Origin of the sequence: Arthrobacter sp. M2012083 (assembly GCF_000281065.1) — a bacterium.
Taxonomy (GTDB): domain Bacteria; phylum Actinomycetota; class Actinomycetes; order Actinomycetales; family Micrococcaceae; genus Arthrobacter.
On record NZ_AKKK01000065.1, the window covers coordinates 34,082 to 49,848 of the forward strand.

15 protein-coding genes are annotated in these 15,767 nt (G+C 62.4%); 10 read left to right on the forward strand and 5 right to left on the reverse strand.

All coding sequences use genetic code 11. From position 1 onward, the window contains the following. Positions 1-133 precede the first annotated feature (133 nt). The gene (gene mptB / locus A477_RS0120745) at positions 134-1,732 is read left to right on the forward strand and encodes a polyprenol phosphomannose-dependent alpha 1,6 mannosyltransferase MptB (protein ID WP_017200770.1); all 1,599 of its coding nucleotides are present in this window, start codon (positions 134-136) and stop codon (positions 1,730-1,732) included. Here mptB and A477_RS0120750 read toward each other — a convergent pair. The 3 genes from A477_RS0120750 to A477_RS0120760 form a co-directional block, all read right to left on the reverse strand. Continuing rightward, positions 1,729-2,889 carry a glycosyltransferase 87 family protein gene (locus A477_RS0120750; protein WP_353579781.1) on the reverse strand — a complete coding sequence of 387 codons (1,161 nt, stop codon included), beginning with the start codon at positions 2,887-2,889 and terminating at the stop codon, positions 1,729-1,731. The two genes, mptB and A477_RS0120750, sit on opposite strands and share 4 nt — an antisense overlap. Before the next feature lie 136 nt (positions 2,890-3,025). Next, complete coding sequence (locus A477_RS0120755; protein WP_017200772.1) at positions 3,026-4,330, reverse strand: glycosyltransferase family 87 protein; 1,305 nt, start codon at positions 4,328-4,330, stop codon at positions 3,026-3,028. 115 nt (positions 4,331-4,445) lie between these two features. Next, positions 4,446-5,564, reverse strand: coding sequence for an EAL domain-containing protein (locus A477_RS0120760; RefSeq protein WP_017200773.1), 1,119 nt, complete (start codon positions 5,562-5,564; stop codon positions 4,446-4,448). Positions 5,565-5,738: 174 nt separating this feature from the next. Here A477_RS0120760 and A477_RS0120765 point away from each other — a divergent pair, with 174 nt between their 5' ends. Continuing rightward, positions 5,739-6,557 carry a CPBP family intramembrane glutamic endopeptidase gene (locus tag A477_RS0120765; protein WP_017200774.1) on the forward strand — a complete coding sequence of 273 codons (819 nt, stop codon included), beginning with the start codon at positions 5,739-5,741 and terminating at the stop codon, positions 6,555-6,557. Between the two features lie 28 nt (positions 6,558-6,585). On the opposite strand, the gene A477_RS0120770 is transcribed toward A477_RS0120765, so the two are convergent. After that, a complete protein-coding gene (locus A477_RS0120770) occupies positions 6,586-7,173 on the reverse strand; it encodes a MarR family winged helix-turn-helix transcriptional regulator (RefSeq protein ID WP_017200775.1) in 588 nt (195 codons plus the stop codon). Positions 7,174-7,275: 102 nt separating this feature from the next. Between A477_RS0120770 and idi the strand changes: the two genes are divergently transcribed. The 6 genes from idi to A477_RS0120800 are packed head-to-tail and all read left to right on the forward strand — an operon-like array spanning position 7,276 to position 13,117. Continuing rightward, positions 7,276-7,830, forward strand: coding sequence for an isopentenyl-diphosphate Delta-isomerase (idi, locus tag A477_RS0120775; RefSeq protein ID WP_017200776.1), 555 nt, complete (start codon positions 7,276-7,278; stop codon positions 7,828-7,830). After that, on the forward strand, positions 7,827-8,975 hold the full coding sequence (locus tag A477_RS0120780; protein ID WP_017200777.1) for a polyprenyl synthetase family protein: 1,149 nt from the start codon (positions 7,827-7,829) through the stop codon (positions 8,973-8,975). Before idi ends, A477_RS0120780 begins: the two co-directional genes overlap by 4 nt. Continuing rightward, on the forward strand, positions 8,972-9,904 hold the full coding sequence (locus A477_RS0120785) for a phytoene/squalene synthase family protein (protein ID WP_017200778.1): 933 nt from the start codon (positions 8,972-8,974) through the stop codon (positions 9,902-9,904). Before A477_RS0120780 ends, A477_RS0120785 begins: the two co-directional genes overlap by 4 nt. Further along, the gene (gene crtI / locus A477_RS0120790) at positions 9,901-11,553 is read left to right on the forward strand and encodes a phytoene desaturase family protein (RefSeq protein ID WP_017200779.1); all 1,653 of its coding nucleotides are present in this window, start codon (positions 9,901-9,903) and stop codon (positions 11,551-11,553) included. Before A477_RS0120785 ends, crtI begins: the two co-directional genes overlap by 4 nt. After that, complete coding sequence (locus A477_RS22655) at positions 11,553-11,909, forward strand: lycopene cyclase domain-containing protein (protein ID WP_017200780.1); 357 nt, start codon at positions 11,553-11,555, stop codon at positions 11,907-11,909. Before crtI ends, A477_RS22655 begins: the two co-directional genes overlap by 1 nt. After that, positions 11,906-13,117, forward strand: a complete 1,212-nt coding sequence (locus A477_RS0120800) for a prenyltransferase (protein WP_017200781.1) — start codon at positions 11,906-11,908, stop codon at positions 13,115-13,117. The genes A477_RS22655 and A477_RS0120800 overlap by 4 nt, the downstream gene beginning before the upstream one ends. On the opposite strand, the gene A477_RS0120805 is transcribed toward A477_RS0120800, so the two are convergent. Further along, the gene (locus A477_RS0120805) at positions 13,112-13,651 is read right to left on the reverse strand and encodes a MarR family winged helix-turn-helix transcriptional regulator (RefSeq protein WP_017200782.1); all 540 of its coding nucleotides are present in this window, start codon (positions 13,649-13,651) and stop codon (positions 13,112-13,114) included. The genes A477_RS0120800 and A477_RS0120805 overlap by 6 nt on opposite strands. Before the next feature lie 111 nt (positions 13,652-13,762). Here A477_RS0120805 and A477_RS0120810 point away from each other — a divergent pair, with 111 nt between their 5' ends. Further along, complete coding sequence (locus tag A477_RS0120810) at positions 13,763-14,554, forward strand: TspO-related membrane protein (RefSeq protein WP_017200783.1); 792 nt, start codon at positions 13,763-13,765, stop codon at positions 14,552-14,554. Between the two features lie 126 nt (positions 14,555-14,680). Next, positions 14,681-15,767: 13E12 repeat family protein (locus A477_RS0120815; protein WP_020372862.1), on the forward strand; the 1,087-nt coding region annotated here is incomplete at its 3' end.

Here is a 15,767-nt window from a genome sequence, read left to right on the forward strand (position 1 = left end):
CCCTTTGCCGCGCCTGTGGTGGTGTTGGCCGGATCGACGCTAAAATTTCACTTGCCGCAAGTACAAGCTCTTCGGCATCAATCCGCGTTTATTTTTAGGAGCGCCATACCGTGAGTGGGGGAACCGACCAGTCATGACGGCAGGCAGTACCCCCAGTCCGCATCCCGGGACTTCAGCGATCACAAAGCCCATCACCACGAAAGCCCCGAAGGCTGCAGCTCCCGGGACAAAGCCAGTAGCGTATCCCGCCATCCTGCAGGGCTTCCTCGGATCCTTGTTCATGTTTGCAGGGTCCATTGGCATCGGGTGGATCGCCAATGGATCTCCCATGATCCGCCACCCCATAGTCATTGCACTCCGCACTGAAGGCTGGGGCGTGACCGTCTCCGCCGTCCTCCTGACCGTGGGCGCCATGTTATTGGTGCGGTCCTGGCTGAGGTTGGGCCAACGAATGGGCAGTTGGGAAGGGAATTCGCTCAAACCGATCGTTGCGGCGATCGGAGCGTGGTCCCTTCCTTTGCTGTTCGCTGTCCCTGTCTATTCGCGTGACGTCTACGCGTATATAGGCCAAGGCCGTCTGATGATGGAAGGCCAAGACCCTTACGACGTCGGCATCTCGGCTTTGAACAACTGGTTCGCCTTGGGCGCGGACCCGGCTTGGGCGGAAGCCCGCACTCCGTACGGGCCATACTTCTTGTGGATGGCCCACGCCGTGGTTGCCATTACGGGCGCCCAGCCGGACGTCTCAGTCCTGCTCTTTCGGCTCCTTGCCGCCGGCGGGGTGCTGTTGTGCGTTGTGTATGTTCCCAAACTCGCGGAGCTTCACGGGATCAATGGGGCCCGGGCGCTCTGGATCGCGGTGGCCAACCCGCTCTTCCTCATCAGCTTTGTCGCCAGCGCCCACAACGACGCCATCATGGTGGGCTTTGCCGTGGCGGGAACCTACTTCGCAGCCACCAAGCGTCCGCTACTGGGCATCCTGTTGGTCACACTTTCCATCGGCATCAAACCGGCCACCGTGTTGTTGCTGCCCTTCATCGGACTGATGTGGGCGGGCGCCGGGGCGTCCTGGCCGCGCAAGTTTGGAATCTGGGCCGCGACCGCCAGCATCAGTTTCGCTGTTTTGGTGATCAGCGGCATCCCATACGGCCTGGGCCTGGGCTGGGCGTGGGCCATCACGGACCCCACTCCCGGGTTCACCGGCTACTCGCCGTCGGGATTCCTGGGCCAGCAAATCGAGTTCCTCGGCAACGCCTTGGGCCTGCCTGGCAATGCAATGGCGGACGTCCTTCGAGCGGGCATGAAGTGGGGCGCTGTGGCTCTGGTCCTCGTCCTGATGTTCCGCGGAGACCACTCCCGCGTGGTGCGGCGCATGGCCCTCGCCTTCGCGGCGATCGTGCTGCTCTCCCCCATCATCCAGCCTTGGTACATCCTCTGGTTCGTCCCCTTCCTGGCCGTGACGGGGATCAGGGACGACTGGCAGATGAGGTGCCTGTACGTCGGCGTGACGTTCTTTGTGGTCTTCGGAGCGCAGGACCAATTATCAGTCTGGTCCTTCGTGGAGGTCTCTGTGGACTTGTCCTCGTTGGCCTTCGCCATCGCGCTTCTGTTCGCGTTCTACCTGGTGTTCCTGGACATCCACACGCGCAGGCTGCTGGTCCAAGGCAAGCTATCGCGTTGGGTGGGGCAGACTGACCGTCGCCTGCTCCACCGCCCTCCGACTATCCGCTAATGCGCTTTCGGGACCACCGGAGCACCATCCCGGTTCACCCGCCGCCCCAGTTCAACCGTCCGCTGCACCGACCACCACAGCAGTACCACCAGCAAGACATTCCGGGTGGTGAGCACAGCAGCCATGATCGGGTGCGCGTGGATGAGCGGGGTATAAAACAGCGGATAAATCACGAACGTGGTCATGGCAATCCCCATCAGAAGGGCGGCGGGCACCTTCCAACGGTTCCAGTCGTGCGTCAAGCCCGCAATGATTACAGGTGCCAGCCAGATGATGAACTGCGGCGAGCCCACCTTGTTGAACACGATGAACGCCGTTGTCATCATCAACGATCCTTCGAGGAACAGCTCCTCGCGCTCCGCTCCGCGATTGAGTGCACGAATCAGGAGGACGGCGGCGGCGATCGCTGCAACTATCAGCAGCGGCTGCATGAGGAACGCCGCTACCTCGGCGCCGGGTCCGTAGACCTCCGTGGAGTTGATGGCAGTGTTGTCGGCCATCTTGGATCCGGCGATGTTGAAAACACTGAGCCACACCCAGGGCGTGGAGAAAGTGGCTTCCAACTGCATGCCCCGCTCGCCCTGGTTGATCAGGAAGTCCAGGATATGGCTGAAGCCACCCGCGAGGTAGGTTCCAAAACCTACGACGGCGGTGACGCCCACCCCGGCAGCGATCATCTGCAGCCGGTTGCGGGAAGCGATGATGATCGGTACCAGCACCGCTGCGGGCCACACCTTGATCCAAGTTGCGATGCTCAACAGGACGGACGCAACAACTGGCCTCTGGGCAGCGCAGATCAAGGCAATCAAAACAATGGATGTGGTGATGCCTTCAACGCGGGCAAAGCTGAGATACCCCATGAATACGGTAAAGAACAGCCACCACCATGCGGGCGCGATCCCTGTGACCCGTCGTGGGCCACGCGTCAGGTACCAAAGCCCCAGGGCGTTGAGGGCCGTGATCAGCAGGGTCCACATCAGCAAGTAGAGGTCCGGACCGGCAATCCCCGCCAGGAAAATGGGAATCTGGGCCAGCACGGGATAAACCCACGGGCTGATCTTCCCGTTAAGGTTCTCCGGGTTGTAGCCATCCATCGCCCATTGGCGGTATTGCTCGGTGTCGCTGAAGGTATTGCCGCTGAGGAAGAAGGAAGCCATCCAGCACAGGAAGTAGAAGTGCACCGCGGCAAATCCCCACCACACGCTGGAGGGCCGGGCGAACCACGCTACAGCGGCGGGAGGCAGGACACGGCTGCGGAAACGGACCAGCTGGTCGAAGAACGTCGCAGAAATCTTAGTGCTCCTTGCCCGCTGGCGCGGTGACCACGGATGGCTTACGGCCCAGTGAATACAGGCGACGCGCCGACCAGAAGAAGAGAACCACCAGCAGGACGTTGCGGATAGTCAGGACCAGAGCCATCCAAGGATTGTTGTGGCTCAGTGCATCGTAGAAGAGCGGGTAAATGAAGTAGGTAGCAACGGCGATCACTATCAGCATGGTGGCCGGAACGCGCCACTCTTTCCAGTTGTGCGCCAGCCCCACAGCAACCGCCGGTGCGAGCCACACCATGAACTGCGGTGAACCCACCTTGTTGAAAACGATGAAGGCGGTCACCAGTGTGAGGGCTCCGGAAAGCAGGAGTTCCGTCCGGTCCACTCCGCCGTTGAGCTTGCCTTGGTGCAGGGCCCAGAAGGTCAAACCGGCAACGGCGGCCGCTGCCAGCAGGAGGAGGGGCTGCATCAGCACGGACATGAACGCGGTGCCGGGCCCGTCCACCTGCATGGAGTTGATGTCAGTGTTCATGTACATGCGGGAATCCCCGACGCCGAGGACAGACAACCACAACCAAGGGGTGGTGAAGGTCGCTTCGAGCTGCATGCCGCGGTCTCCCTGTTGTGTCAGGAAGTTCAGCAACTTGGGAACGGCACCAACTGCCGCAGCCAGCGCCACCACAACCGCCGTCGTCGCAATTCCTGCCGCCACAACATGCAAGCGTTTCCTGACCACGGCGAATAAGGCCAGCATCACAGCCGCGGGCCATACTTTCACCCAGGTGGCGACGCTCAGGAGGACCGATGCAACGAAGGGCCGTGTAACACCATAAACAAGGGCCACGAGAACTATGGGAGCAGTCAGTCCGTCAACACGGGCGAAGCCCAACCAACCCATGAGGAAGACGAATACCAGCCACCACCAGGCAGCCGGGATTGCTTCCTGCCGGCGGCCGCGGTCGGTGAGTTTGAGCACCGCCCAGCCGTTCAGCAATGTGGTGAGCAGGACCCACAGGAAGAAGAAAGGTCCGGGACCGGCTACAGCTGCCAAACCCATGGGGATCAGCGCCAGGATGGGGTAAACCCACGGGCTGGGTCCCCCTGTGAGGTTTGCGTCGTTGAATCCGGCAAGCGCCCACTCACGGTAGATAAAGGTGTCGCTGAAGGCTTCGCCGCGCAACGAGAGAACGGCCCCGAAGACCAGGAACACCAGGTGGATCACCACGAAGCCCCCCAGCAAGCCGCGCGGGGAGTTCATGCGTGCCGCCAACCTCGTTGGGATTGTTTTACCGCGAATTTCCGCGAGCATACTGAAAAAACTGTCCATCAACGAAGAACTTCCTGGCTAGGTGGGTCCTTGCCTCAGCAATCCCCAATTTTCATGGGACCGAAAAACCCCCGCATGCTACTTTACGCGAGTCACCCAAATGCCCGGCAGTTGCCTAGCCTGCGGGCTGGGCTTCGGTCTGCGCGCGTATGCTCCATGCGGACCAGTCCAGGGGGTGAACGGAGGGTCGACCCAGCAGGTAGCCTTGCGCTGCTGTGACCTTCAGCGCGGTGACTTCATCAAGCTCGGCTGCGGTTTCGATGCCTTCCGCAATGATGTCCGCGCCGATCTCCCGGGCAAGCTCCACAATGGCCCTGGCCCGGATTTTCTGACCGTCGCTGCTTTCTATTCCCTCAATCAGATGGCGGTCCAGCTTGATGATGTCGGGGCGCAACTGTTCAATCCGCTCCATGGAAACCAGGGCGGCTCCGGACGCACTGATGGCCAGCCGCAGGCCCAGGGTTCGCAGTGGCCCCAGGCCGTGGTCCCCGGTTTGCCCTTCCACGGATTCCAAGCTGCCCGTCAATTCAACAATGATCCTGTCCGGAGCGAGTGCCGCCGCAGCCAGAAGGTTCCGCACGCGGGGGTCGCTGGACGTTGCGGGGGTGAGGTTAAGCGCCACGGACATGTTGTCCGGGACGTCGTGCGCTGCCGTCAGGGCGCAGTGCAGCGCGGCAATTTCGAGTTCCGTTCCCAGTCCGGCTGCCGCAGCCTCGTTGAACCAGACATCGGCTCCGGCGCCATCCTCTCCGACGAATCTGGTGAGCGCCTCTACGCCCACCACCTCGCCGCCGGGCAGTGCATGGACGGGCTGGAAGGCTGTCAGCAAGAGTTTGTCCGCCAGGATCGACTGGATGCCTTCACGGACTTCGTGGCTGACGGGTACCGATACTGTCCTGGCTGTATCCGAGGACTCCAAGTGCAGGCTGGCAACTTCACGCTGAACGGGGACCTTGGCCGCTGAAGCTGGTGTCTTGCGGGTCTCGAGCAAGTGCTCCAACAAGGCACGCTCGGGATTCCCGGGACGTGCCTCAACCAAGGCGCGGAGGTTGTTCCTCGCTCCTTCGCTCCGGGCGTCGCTGTCCGCAAGGATGGATTCAATGATGTCCAGCACTTGTTCGCGCATGGTCATGTCTTCGCTTGCCGGCGCCTTAACAGCGTCATCGGCCGCAGCAGCGTCATCCTTCGGTGAGCTGCCGCTTTCCGGTTTAAAAGAGCCCGCGTCTTGAGCCATTAATTATTCCTTTGTGTGTCCCCCACTGGCTAAGCCAGCCATGACTTGGTCCACCAATAAATATGTGGGCCTTGTCACGAATCTTACAGAGGAATCAGAGCATCTGAGACACCGAGGAGACTCCTGACGAGGGAAAACGTGTTATTGGACGGCAAGCCCTGACATGCTGGAGGGGTGACATCCATTTCAACGGAATCACCCCGCACCGCACTCAGTTGGAAGCTGTTGCCGGCGGCGTTGCTTTCCTTGTCCGGCGTGCCGCTCTTTGCCATGGGCAACGAGCTGCTTGGCTATGGCCTGCTGGGGGCGAGCGTGGCCACCGCGGCTTTCATCGACCACCGGCTGATGCGACACCTCGCGTTGATCGCGGCCGGTATGACCATCTTCAGCTTGGTACCGCTCAACGCCGACCTCAGCACAGAGCACATGGCCCTCATGGGCGGCGCCCTTGCATTGGCGGTGCTGGTGCCATGGGTGGTGTCCCGGTTCGCCTACCGCGAGGACATCATCAAGTTTCCCGTGAACACCGGCCGTAAGTGGCCGTTGGCAGCGAAGCTGTACCTGATAGGCGTGGTGGCGCTCGGATACTTCATCCTGCCGGTGTACCTGATCAGGACCGGTGTTTACCAAAACTGGCCGGATGCTTCCGACCCCGAGATCTTCTGGCGGCTGTTCCTGGGCGTCAACGCCGTGGGCATCTGGGATGAACTGTTCTTCATTTGCACCACCTTCACCCTGCTGCGGCAACATTTTCCGGACTGGCTGGCCAACCTCCTGCAAGCAGTGGTTTTCTCGTCATTCCTGTGGGAGATCGGCTACCAGTCGTGGGGTCCACTCCTGACATTCCCGTTCGCATTGCTGCAGGGCTACACATTCAAGCTCACCAAGTCATTCACGTATGTGGTGTCGGTGCACCTGCTCTTCGACTTTGTGCTGTTCCTCGCGCTGGTGCATGCGCACAACCGTGACTGGCTGCCGATCTTCCTGTACTAGTCCGGCTTTCCGGGCCGGTATGCCAGGCCTACGTCCCCGAACCTGCCCACGCTTCGTCTGAAACTTCGATCTCCTGCGCCATGTCATCAAGGAATCGGATCACCGATTCCCGCTCGGGAGGGCTCAGCCTGGCCGCCGCGTGGAACCGTTTGGCCTGCTGCCGCCCAACGGTCCTCATGGCGGCCTCGTGCGTTTCAGGTGTGATGGCGATGGCGAGGGCGCGGCGGTCGGAAGGGTGCGCGCGTCGCGTGACGTGGCCGGCGCGTTCCAGCCGGTCCAGCAGCTTGGTGGTTGACGCCGTCGAGATATTGAGCCGGGAGGCTATTGCACCTGGTGTGGCTATCACGCCATGGTTGGCACAGACGATCAGGTAGTGCAGTGCGCGCATGTCGGATTGGTTGAGTTTCATGTAGCGAAGCGAGGCGTCGGAGAGCCGTTGTTCGGCGTCGCGCAATCTTCCAAGCGCTGCCATAACGTCGCTGATTTGCTGGACATCCGCTTCGGAGAGGTCGGAGCGATCCACCAGTTCCTGATGAGGATCGTTGGCGTCCAAATCATAGATGCCAGCGGAAACCGGGGTCCCGGCTTCTTCAGGTATCTCTTCAGGACTGGACATGTTTGGTATGTTACACCTAACTTCCTACATGGTAGCCTTTCTTCTAGCTTGTCTAGCAATATTCAGGTTTCGGCAGAAACAGGGTGTGGAGGAAGGCGCAACATGAACGCGACAGAGATGGTGGTCCTCCTTGACGACGCCGGGGCGCCTATTGGCGAGGCTCCCAAGGCAGGAGTTCACACACTGGATACGCCCCTCCACCTCGCCTTTTCCTGCTACCTGCTCAATGACGCAGGGGAGGTCCTCCTCACCCGCCGTTCACCCGAGAAGAAAACGTGGCCCGGAGTGTGGACCAACAGCTTCTGCGGGCACCCCGGACCTGGTGAAGAGTTCGAGGACGCTGTCCTGAGGCGCGCCCGGTTCGAACTCGGGGTGGACGCCACCAGGATCGAACTGGTCCTCCCCCACTTCCGATATAGGGCAGTAGATCCAACGGGCATAGTGGAAAACGAAATTTGCCCTGTCTACATAGCCCGCATCAACGGGGTGTTGAAGCCGAATCCCGCCGAGGTTGCAGACTGGGCCTGGATCTCACCCGCGCTCCTGGCCGATGCTTTGGAACACACGCCGTCCGCTTTCAGCCCCTGGCTCGGGCTTCAATTTCCGGAGCTCCTCAAAGCGAACGTGTTGTCACTGCAAGCTGGAGCTGAAGCATGACCATCACCTCGAGTGGCGTGCGTGGGCGCACCGATCTCTGCACCGCGATCGAAAACGAGCTGAGCGGACTCATCGGCAAGCGGGCCAGCGCGGCTACCGCCTATGGCCCGGACTTCGCCAGACTGTGGGCGCTCGCTGGCCGGAACGTCTTGGGCGGCAAGTTCGTCCGGCCCTTGTTGCTCATGGAAACGTACGACGCACTCTCCCAGCGTCATCAACAGTACGACTCTGCAGACTCACGTCAGCGCGAGACCGCTATAAGTATCGCCGCCGCCATTGAACTCCTGCACTACGCCTTCCTGCTGCATGATGACGTGATCGACGGCGACCTCGTCCGACGCGGGCATCCCAACCTGATCGGTTCCCTCCTCGCGGAAGCCTCGGCAACCGTACGCACGGACGGACGAGTCAGCGCTGACGGCACTGACGGTGTCCGTGGAACCCGCTCCGGGAGCAGCCTCCACTGGGCCCAAACCGGCGGGATACTCATGGGCGACATGCTCCTCGCGGCTACTCACCAGTCCTTCGCCCGCGCGGATCTACCGCATCAGCTTCGCCTGCGGCTCCTGGACCTCCTGGAACACACCATCAACGAGACGGTAGCCGGCGAACAGCTGGATGTGGGCCTCGGTGACGGCGTCATAGCCCCGGACCTCCAGACCATCCTGGTGATGTGCGGCTACAAAACGGCCACCTACACCTTCGAGCTCCCGCTGCGCGCCGCCGCCACGCTGGCCGGCGCCGACTTCGCCGTCGAAAATTCGCTCGCAACAGCCGGCAGGCATCTTGGGCTCGCCTTCCAACTCCAGGACGACCTCCTGTCAACTTTCGGGGATCCTCGCCGCCACGGCAAGGATCCCTTTTCGGACCTCCGCGAGGGCAAGGAAACCGCCATCATCGCCCATGCACGGACCACGCACGCATGGCCGGACATCGAGCCCTTCTTCGGCATGCCCGAACTCAGCGTCGGCGAAGGCGAGCACGTTCGCCGGCACCTCAGCGATTGCGGCGCCGAGGCATTCGTCCAAGGTCTCATCGAGGAACAAATGCATGCATTCAACAGTCAGCTGACCACCACCATCCCGGCAAGCGTACGCAACGTCCTGCTTGACCTCGCGGGACAGCTTGAAGGGCGGCAATCATGAGCGTCGCCACGGATGCCTCGTTGACGCATTTCACCCGGACGGCGGAGCGCGCCGCCAACCAGGTCATCTCCGCGTACTCCACCTCGTTCGGCTTGGCGTGCAGGCTACTGGGATCCAGGCACCGCCAGCACGTCCGCAACATCTACGCCCTGGTGCGGGTGGCCGACGAACTCGTTGACGGTGTGACGGCCGAGGCCGGCCTGAGCTACCGGGAGCAGTGCGACGCCCTCACCCACTTCATCGATGAGACGCACCGGGCGGTCAAACTCGGCTACAGCAGCGACCTCATCATCCACGCATTCGCCCAGACAGCGCGAACCGCCGGAATCGACCACTCGCTCATCGACCCGTTCTTTGACTCCATGCGCATGGACCTCGGCGAGCGCACTGACTTACTTGAGCGCACCGCCTCGGCCACCGAACAGCCGACACCCCTTCGTTTCGACGCCGATGCCCACGACGGCTACGTCCACGGTTCCGCCGAGGTGGTGGGGCTGATGTGCCTGCGCGTCTTCATGCGGGATGAGATCATCGACGACGGCGACGCTGCGGCTTTGGAGCACGGCGCCAGCAGGTTGGGCGCTGCTTTCCAGAACATCAACTTCCTCCGGGATCTCGCGGACGACACCACCCGGCTGGGGCGCAGCTACCTTGGCACCTCGGACCATCTCGAGGACCGCGACCGCATGGGCTGGGTCAGCACCATTAGGGCACAGCTGGCCGACGCCAACGCCGTCATTCCCATGCTGCCGCGCGACGCCAGGGCCGCTGTCCGGAGCGCGCTTGCACTGTTCCAAGCGCTCACCGACAGGATCGAACAGACCACGGTGGACGAACTCTACCGCTCCCGGGTCCGTGTACCGGATCCCGTGAAAGCCGGGCTCGCCGCCCGCGCCGTTGCCTCAACCTGGATGGAGTTGCACCGATGACCCGGACAGTAGTGATCGGCGGTGGCATCGCTGGGCTTGCCACTGCCGCACTCCTCGCCCACGAAGGACACGAGGTCCAGCTCCTCGAACAGCGCGATCAGGTGGGCGGCCGTGCCGGCAGCCTCGAGCGGGACGGCTTCCGGTGGGACACCGGCCCCTCCTGGTATCTGATGCCCGGCGTCTTTGACCACTTCTTCAATCTGCTCGGCACCAGCGCCGCCGAACAGTTGGACCTCCGCACGCTCAGCCCTGCCTACCGCATCTTCAGCGAACCAAACCACGACGGCGTGCGGCCCGACCCGCTGACCGTCCCGCTAGGCAGCGAGAACGTTTTGGAGACCTTCGAACGCGTGGAGCCCGGGAGTTCGCAACAGCTCAAGTCCTACCTCGCTTCGGCGCGGCACACGACGGAAATGGCCGAAAGGTTCTTCCTCTACAACCCGTTCACCAAGCTCCAGGCGCTGCTTCAACCACAGGTTGTGCGCAGCCTTCCCAAGCTCGCGCAGCTGCTCCTGACGCCCCTCGACAAATACGTGTCCCAGCGGTTCCAGCATCCAGTGCTCCGCCAGGTTCTTGGCTACCCGGCTGTTTTCCTGGGTACCAGCCCTTCCTCGGCTCCAGCGATGTATCACTTGATGAGCGCCTTGGACTTAGGCGACGGCGTGCAATATCCGATGGGTGGGTTCCGGGCGCTCGTTGAACGCCTGGAAGCACTGGCAGTCGACGCCGGAGTCAGGATCCACACGGGGGCGGAAGCACTCAAGATCACCACCCGCGAAGCCACCCACACCAAGAAGCTGGGGCGCTATGACGGCCTTAACCTTCCTGCTGGCCTCACCGGCAAGGACAGCCGGGAAGTCACCGGGGTCAAGTGGCGCGATAACTCCGGAGCAGAGCACTACAGCGTTGCCGACCAAGTGGTCTCCGGCGCTGATCTGCACCACACCGAAACCCAGCTCCTGGGCGTCAGGGATCGGAGCTACAACAAAAAGTACTGGCAGAGCCGCACCAGTGGGCCCGGGGCAGTGCTGGTGATGTTGGGGGTGAAGGGTTCGCTGCCGGCTCTTCCCCACCACTCCTTGTTCTTCACCCGGGATTGGGAGGCAAACTTCGCCTCGATTTTCGGAGACGAACCGAGCATTCCGGATCCTGCATCCATTTACGTCTGCAAACCCAGCGCAACGGATGCCGGTGTAGCACCGCAGGACCACGAGAACCTTTTTGTCCTGGTTCCCATCCCTGCCGACCCATCGTTGGGAGCGGGTGGACCTGATGGCAACGGCGATGTGCTGATCGAAAGGACTGCTGACGCCGCTATCGACCAGATCGCCCAGTGGGCCAATATTCCGGATCTCCGCGAACGTGTGGTGGTCCGGCACACCATCGGCCCGGCCGACTTCGCGCGAGACTACAACTCATGGCGCGGCGGCATGCTTGGCCCCGCCCACACGCTCCGGCAAAGCGCGATGTTCCGGGCCCAGAACGCCTCCAAACGCGTCCGTGGTCTCTACTACGCCGGCGCCACCACTGCACCGGGTGTCGGTGTGCCCATGTGCCTCATCAGCGCCGAGCTGGTGTTGAAGCGAATCCGCGGCGATCACAGCACCGGCCCTACCACTGTGAGGCCTGTAGCTAGCAGGATTGGCTGATGGGCGCTCTCTACTTGGTCTCGTTGCTCCTGGGCATCACCTGCATGCTCCTGCTCGACCACCGTTTCCGCCTGTTCTTCTGGCGGGACGCAAAAGCAGCGGCAATCGTGACCGCCGTCGGGGTCATTTTCCTGCTTGCTTGGGACCTGGCCGGAATCGGATTGGGGATCTTCCTGCGCGGGGAAGGCACCATCGCCACCGGGTTGCTGCTCGCGCCGGAGCTGCCCATTGAAGAACCCGTGTTCCTGATTTTCCTGGTGCTGTGCACGATGGTCCTGTATACCGGCGCGCGGCGGCTGCTTGATCGGATACCGGCCACTCGCAGTGAGAAACAGCGGGAGCGTGAGAACGTATGACGTATCTGTGGCTCGCGCTCGCCTTCATCGCCGCGGCAGCTATTGCCGGCGCGCTCTTCGCTCGTCACGGCGTCCGGCGTGGAGAGGCTGGTAAGCACTGGAAAGCCGTAGGACTCGCGTTCACGGCACTGGCCGTCCTCACAGCTGTTTTCGATTCCGTCATGATCGGCATGGAACTCTTCCATTACGACGCTTCGCACATCCTCGGGGTAAAAATTGGCCTGGCCCCCATCGAGGATTTTGCGTACCCCCTGGCGGGCGTTGTGGCGTTGCCTGGCTTGTGGATGTGGCTGACGGGGAAGCGTGAAGGGTCCGGTTCCCGTTCCAGTTCATCCACCCTCAAAGGCCTCGTCCCCCAGGCGCTGCTCGCGTCCCGACCCGTCAGCTGGATCAACACCGCCTACCCCTTCGCCGCGGCCATGCTCCTGACCACCCGCGAGATCGACTGGGTTCTGGTCGTTGGCACGTTTTACTTCCTGATCCCGTACAACCTGGCCATGTACGGGATCAATGACGTCTTTGATTATGAGTCGGACCTCAAGAATCCACGCAAGGGCGGCATCGAAGGCGCGCTCCTCCAGCCGCACCTTCACCGGCCCATGCTGTGGCTCGCGGCGATCACCAACGTTCCGTTCCTGGTGGTATTGGCGTTCGCAGGTGGGCCCGCCTTATGGATGAGCCTGGCCGTTAGCGCATTCGCAGTGGTGGCCTACTCGGTCGCCGGACTTCGCTTCAAGGAACGCCCCGTCTTGGACTCGCTGACGTCGAGCACGCACTTCGTGAGTCCCGCCGTCGTCGGGTTGGCGCTGGCCGGCGCTAGCGTGACTCCAGGGTTGCTGATCCTGCTGGCCGCGTTTTTCCTGTGGGGAATGGCCGCACACGCCTTCGGCGCCGTCCAGGACATCGAACCCGACCGGCAAGCCGGCATTGGCTCCATAGCGACCGTTATCGGTGCCCGCCGGACGGTGAGGCTCGCCGTCGGGCTCTGGCTTGTTGCCGGTCTCGCGATGCTCGCCACGCCATGGCCCGGGCCGCTGGCAGCGATCATCGCCATCCCGTACATCGTCAACTGCGCACCGTATTGGAACGTCACGGATACGACGGCGGCACGCACCAATGTGGCATGGCGGCGGTTCATCTGGCTCAACTACGGCTCAGGATTCCTGGTAACGCTCATTTTTATCCTGCAGTGGAGCTTCACGTCATGAAGGCGGCGTTTGTTCGGGGGCCTCAGGTTTCGCAGGATCTTCATCGATCGTGTCCAGTGCTTCGCGCATGTGCTGCAGGAAGTTCACCACGACTTGCGACTCTTCAGGGCTCAAGGCGCACGCTGCGTCAAGCATTCGGCGGTGCATTCCGCCCAAAGTGTGCCGCACTTCCTGGTCCGAGCCCGGAGTGGCCTTCAGGATCAGTGCCCGACGATCAGTGGGGTGGGGTTCGCGGCGTATGTGGCCGGACTCCACCAAACGGTCGATCAGCGTGGTCATGGACGCCGAGGTTATGCCCAGTTTGTCGCCCAAGTCCTTCGGCTTCATCACTTTGCCCGCGGCCTCGGCTTCGAAGAGATACCGCAGGGCCAGCAAATCCTTCTCGCCCATTCCCATGGACGAGCGGGTCCTGCGGCGCATCGCTTGCTCAGAGGCGCGGTAATCCCGCAAGGCGTTCAGGACATCAATGGCAATGGCCTTCTGACCTGGGTCTTTCCCGTACCAGTAGCCCTTTGCGTGGCCTTCCGAGTCCATCCCGTATTCCTTCGATAAGCGTAAAGCTCGTTTCACTAGCATTTTGATACTAGGTCACGTACCTCGTGAATGCATGACACCGCACATCCCACACGGAAAGAGGCTCGGCACATGGCATCCCAAAGCTCAGATCTTTTGCGGCAGATCACGGTCACCGTGAGCCTGGTGGTCTGCATCGTTGGTTCGATGATCGGCGTTGGCGTCTTCGGCGGGACGCCAATTGCGCAGGCGGCCGGCGGTGCTTTGGCCGCCGATTCAACCCTTCTGGCTCCCGCGACTCCGGCTTTCTCCATCTGGTCTGTGGTTTACACCGGGCTTGCCGCTTTCACGGTATGGCAATGGCTGCCGTCCCAGCGTTCCAGCATCCGGCAGCGGTCGCTTGGTTGGATCGTCGCCGTGTCCATGATCCTTAATGCGGCGTGGATCTTGACCGTTCAGGCCGGCTGGCTCTTGCTTAGCGTCCTGGTGATCCTTGCGTTGCTGGTGACCCTTGTGCTGGCGTTCCTACGCTACAGCCAGAGCCATACAGGGTCCTGGGTTGAAGCTGTTGTTGTTGATGGGACCCTGGGCTTGTACTTGGGATGGACCAGCGTGGCCGTGTGTGCCAACATCGCTGCTGCTTTGAAAGCGTCAGGCTTCGGGGGCTTTGGACTGCGTCCCGAAGTCTGGTCCGTCGCCGTTCTGGTGGTGGTCGCCGTAGTGGGCATTGCCTTGGCGATCAAGGGCCACGGGCGCCTCGCTTTGGCGGCCGCCATCGCGTGGGGTCTCGTGTGGATTACGGTGGGCCGCAGCGCCGACGCACCCGAGTCATTCCCGACGGCGATCGCGGCGGCTGTTGCTGCTGCCCTCGTCCTCGGTGCTGCAATCACAGTGCGGACCCGGGCGGTGCTGGCAGGGCGCTAGAGCATGTTCGCTGGCGCTGGCAGGTCCCGTCTTTTGTTCGGGGTGGCTGGATTCGGGGTTGGCTGGTTTTCCACATAGGAGGATTGCCGCCTTATGGTGCTTCATGCTCGCTGGAAGAGTGGGGGTATGGAGCAAATGCGGGAGGGCGAGGCGATTGATGCAGTGGCGCTTCTTCGCGCTCCGGGGGTTGGAAGCTCCCCGGGCGGGCCCCGGGTTTCCGATCTCCTCTCGCTCCTGGGTGCCGTCCGCGTGGGCACTGATAGCGCCGGGCTGATCGAGCAAATCCGCGGATTGGAAGACCTGAAGTCTGCGATTGTGGCGCTGCAGGCCCGGGCGGCCGTTGGCTTCGACCTCGCCCAGCGCCGGGAACAGGAAGCAGCTGGTGTTCCTGTCTTGGAGCGTGGTCAGGGGGTGGGTGCTCAGGTGGCGTTGGCCCGGCGGGAGTCACCGAATCGTGGGTCCCGGTTGCTGGGTTTGGCGAAAGCCCTTGTGATGGAGATGCCGCGGACGTTGGCGGCCCTGAAGTCGGGGCAGTTGAATGAGTGGCGGGCCACGCTGCTGGTGAAGGAAACGGCGTGTTTGTCTGTTGAGGACCGGTGCGCGGTGGATGAGGAGCTCGCCGCAGATACCGGGACTTTTGACGGGAAGGGCGATCGGGCGATTGTTGCGGCGGTGAAGGCTGCCGCGTATCGGCGGGATCCGCGGTCGGTGGCCGGGCGTGCGAGCCGTGCCGCCGCCGAGCGGACGGTGAGCCTGCGTCCGGCGCCGGACACCATGACGTACCTGACCGCGCTGCTGCCGGTCGCCCAAGGGGTCGCGGTTTATGCTGCCCTGTGCCGGGCGGCTGATGCGGCCCGTTGCAGCGGTGGCACCGGTACCCGTGGTCAGGTCATGGCCGACACTGTGGTCGAGCGCGTTACCGGTACACCTGGCGGGATTTCAGGGATCAACCTGGACCTCGTGATGACCGACCGCACCCTGTTCCAAGGCGACAGCGAACCGGCCCGGCTCAAGGGTTACGGAATCGTCCCCGCCGAATGGGGAAGGGAACTTCTAACCCTGGGGCAAGTAGCAACCCTAGGGCAAGCCGCCCCGGACCAGGAGCTCACTGTCTGGCTCCGCCGGCGCTATACCGCGCCGGCCAGTGGCGAGCTTCTGGGCATGGACTCCAAAGCCCGGCTCTTCCCGACGAGGCTGCGGCGTTTCATCGAAA

What these genes read in the sequence shown, in the direction of transcription:
- mptB (WP_017200770.1), top strand. Translation starts at nt 134, where the DNA reads ATGACGGCAGGCAGTACCCCCAGTCCGCATCCCGGGACTTCAGCGATC.
- A477_RS0120750 (WP_353579781.1), bottom strand. Translation starts at nt 2,889, where the DNA reads ATGGCTTCCTTCTTCCTCAGCGGCAATACCTTCAGCGACACCGAGCAA.
- A477_RS0120755 (WP_017200772.1), bottom strand. Translation starts at nt 4,330, where the DNA reads ATGGACAGTTTTTTCAGTATGCTCGCGGAAATTCGCGGTAAAACAATC.
- A477_RS0120760 (WP_017200773.1), bottom strand. Translation starts at nt 5,564, where the DNA reads ATGGCTCAAGACGCGGGCTCTTTTAAACCGGAAAGCGGCAGCTCACCG.
- A477_RS0120770 (WP_017200775.1), bottom strand. Translation starts at nt 7,173, where the DNA reads ATGTCCAGTCCTGAAGAGATACCTGAAGAAGCCGGGACCCCGGTTTCC.
- idi (WP_017200776.1), top strand. Translation starts at nt 7,276, where the DNA reads ATGAACGCGACAGAGATGGTGGTCCTCCTTGACGACGCCGGGGCGCCT.
- A477_RS0120780 (WP_017200777.1), top strand. Translation starts at nt 7,827, where the DNA reads ATGACCATCACCTCGAGTGGCGTGCGTGGGCGCACCGATCTCTGCACC.
- A477_RS0120785 (WP_017200778.1), top strand. Translation starts at nt 8,972, where the DNA reads ATGAGCGTCGCCACGGATGCCTCGTTGACGCATTTCACCCGGACGGCG.
- crtI (WP_017200779.1), top strand. Translation starts at nt 9,901, where the DNA reads ATGACCCGGACAGTAGTGATCGGCGGTGGCATCGCTGGGCTTGCCACT.
- A477_RS22655 (WP_017200780.1), top strand. Translation starts at nt 11,553, where the DNA reads ATGGGCGCTCTCTACTTGGTCTCGTTGCTCCTGGGCATCACCTGCATG.
- A477_RS0120800 (WP_017200781.1), top strand. Translation starts at nt 11,906, where the DNA reads ATGACGTATCTGTGGCTCGCGCTCGCCTTCATCGCCGCGGCAGCTATT.
- A477_RS0120805 (WP_017200782.1), bottom strand. Translation starts at nt 13,651, where the DNA reads ATGGACTCGGAAGGCCACGCAAAGGGCTACTGGTACGGGAAAGACCCA.
- A477_RS0120810 (WP_017200783.1), top strand. Translation starts at nt 13,763, where the DNA reads ATGGCATCCCAAAGCTCAGATCTTTTGCGGCAGATCACGGTCACCGTG.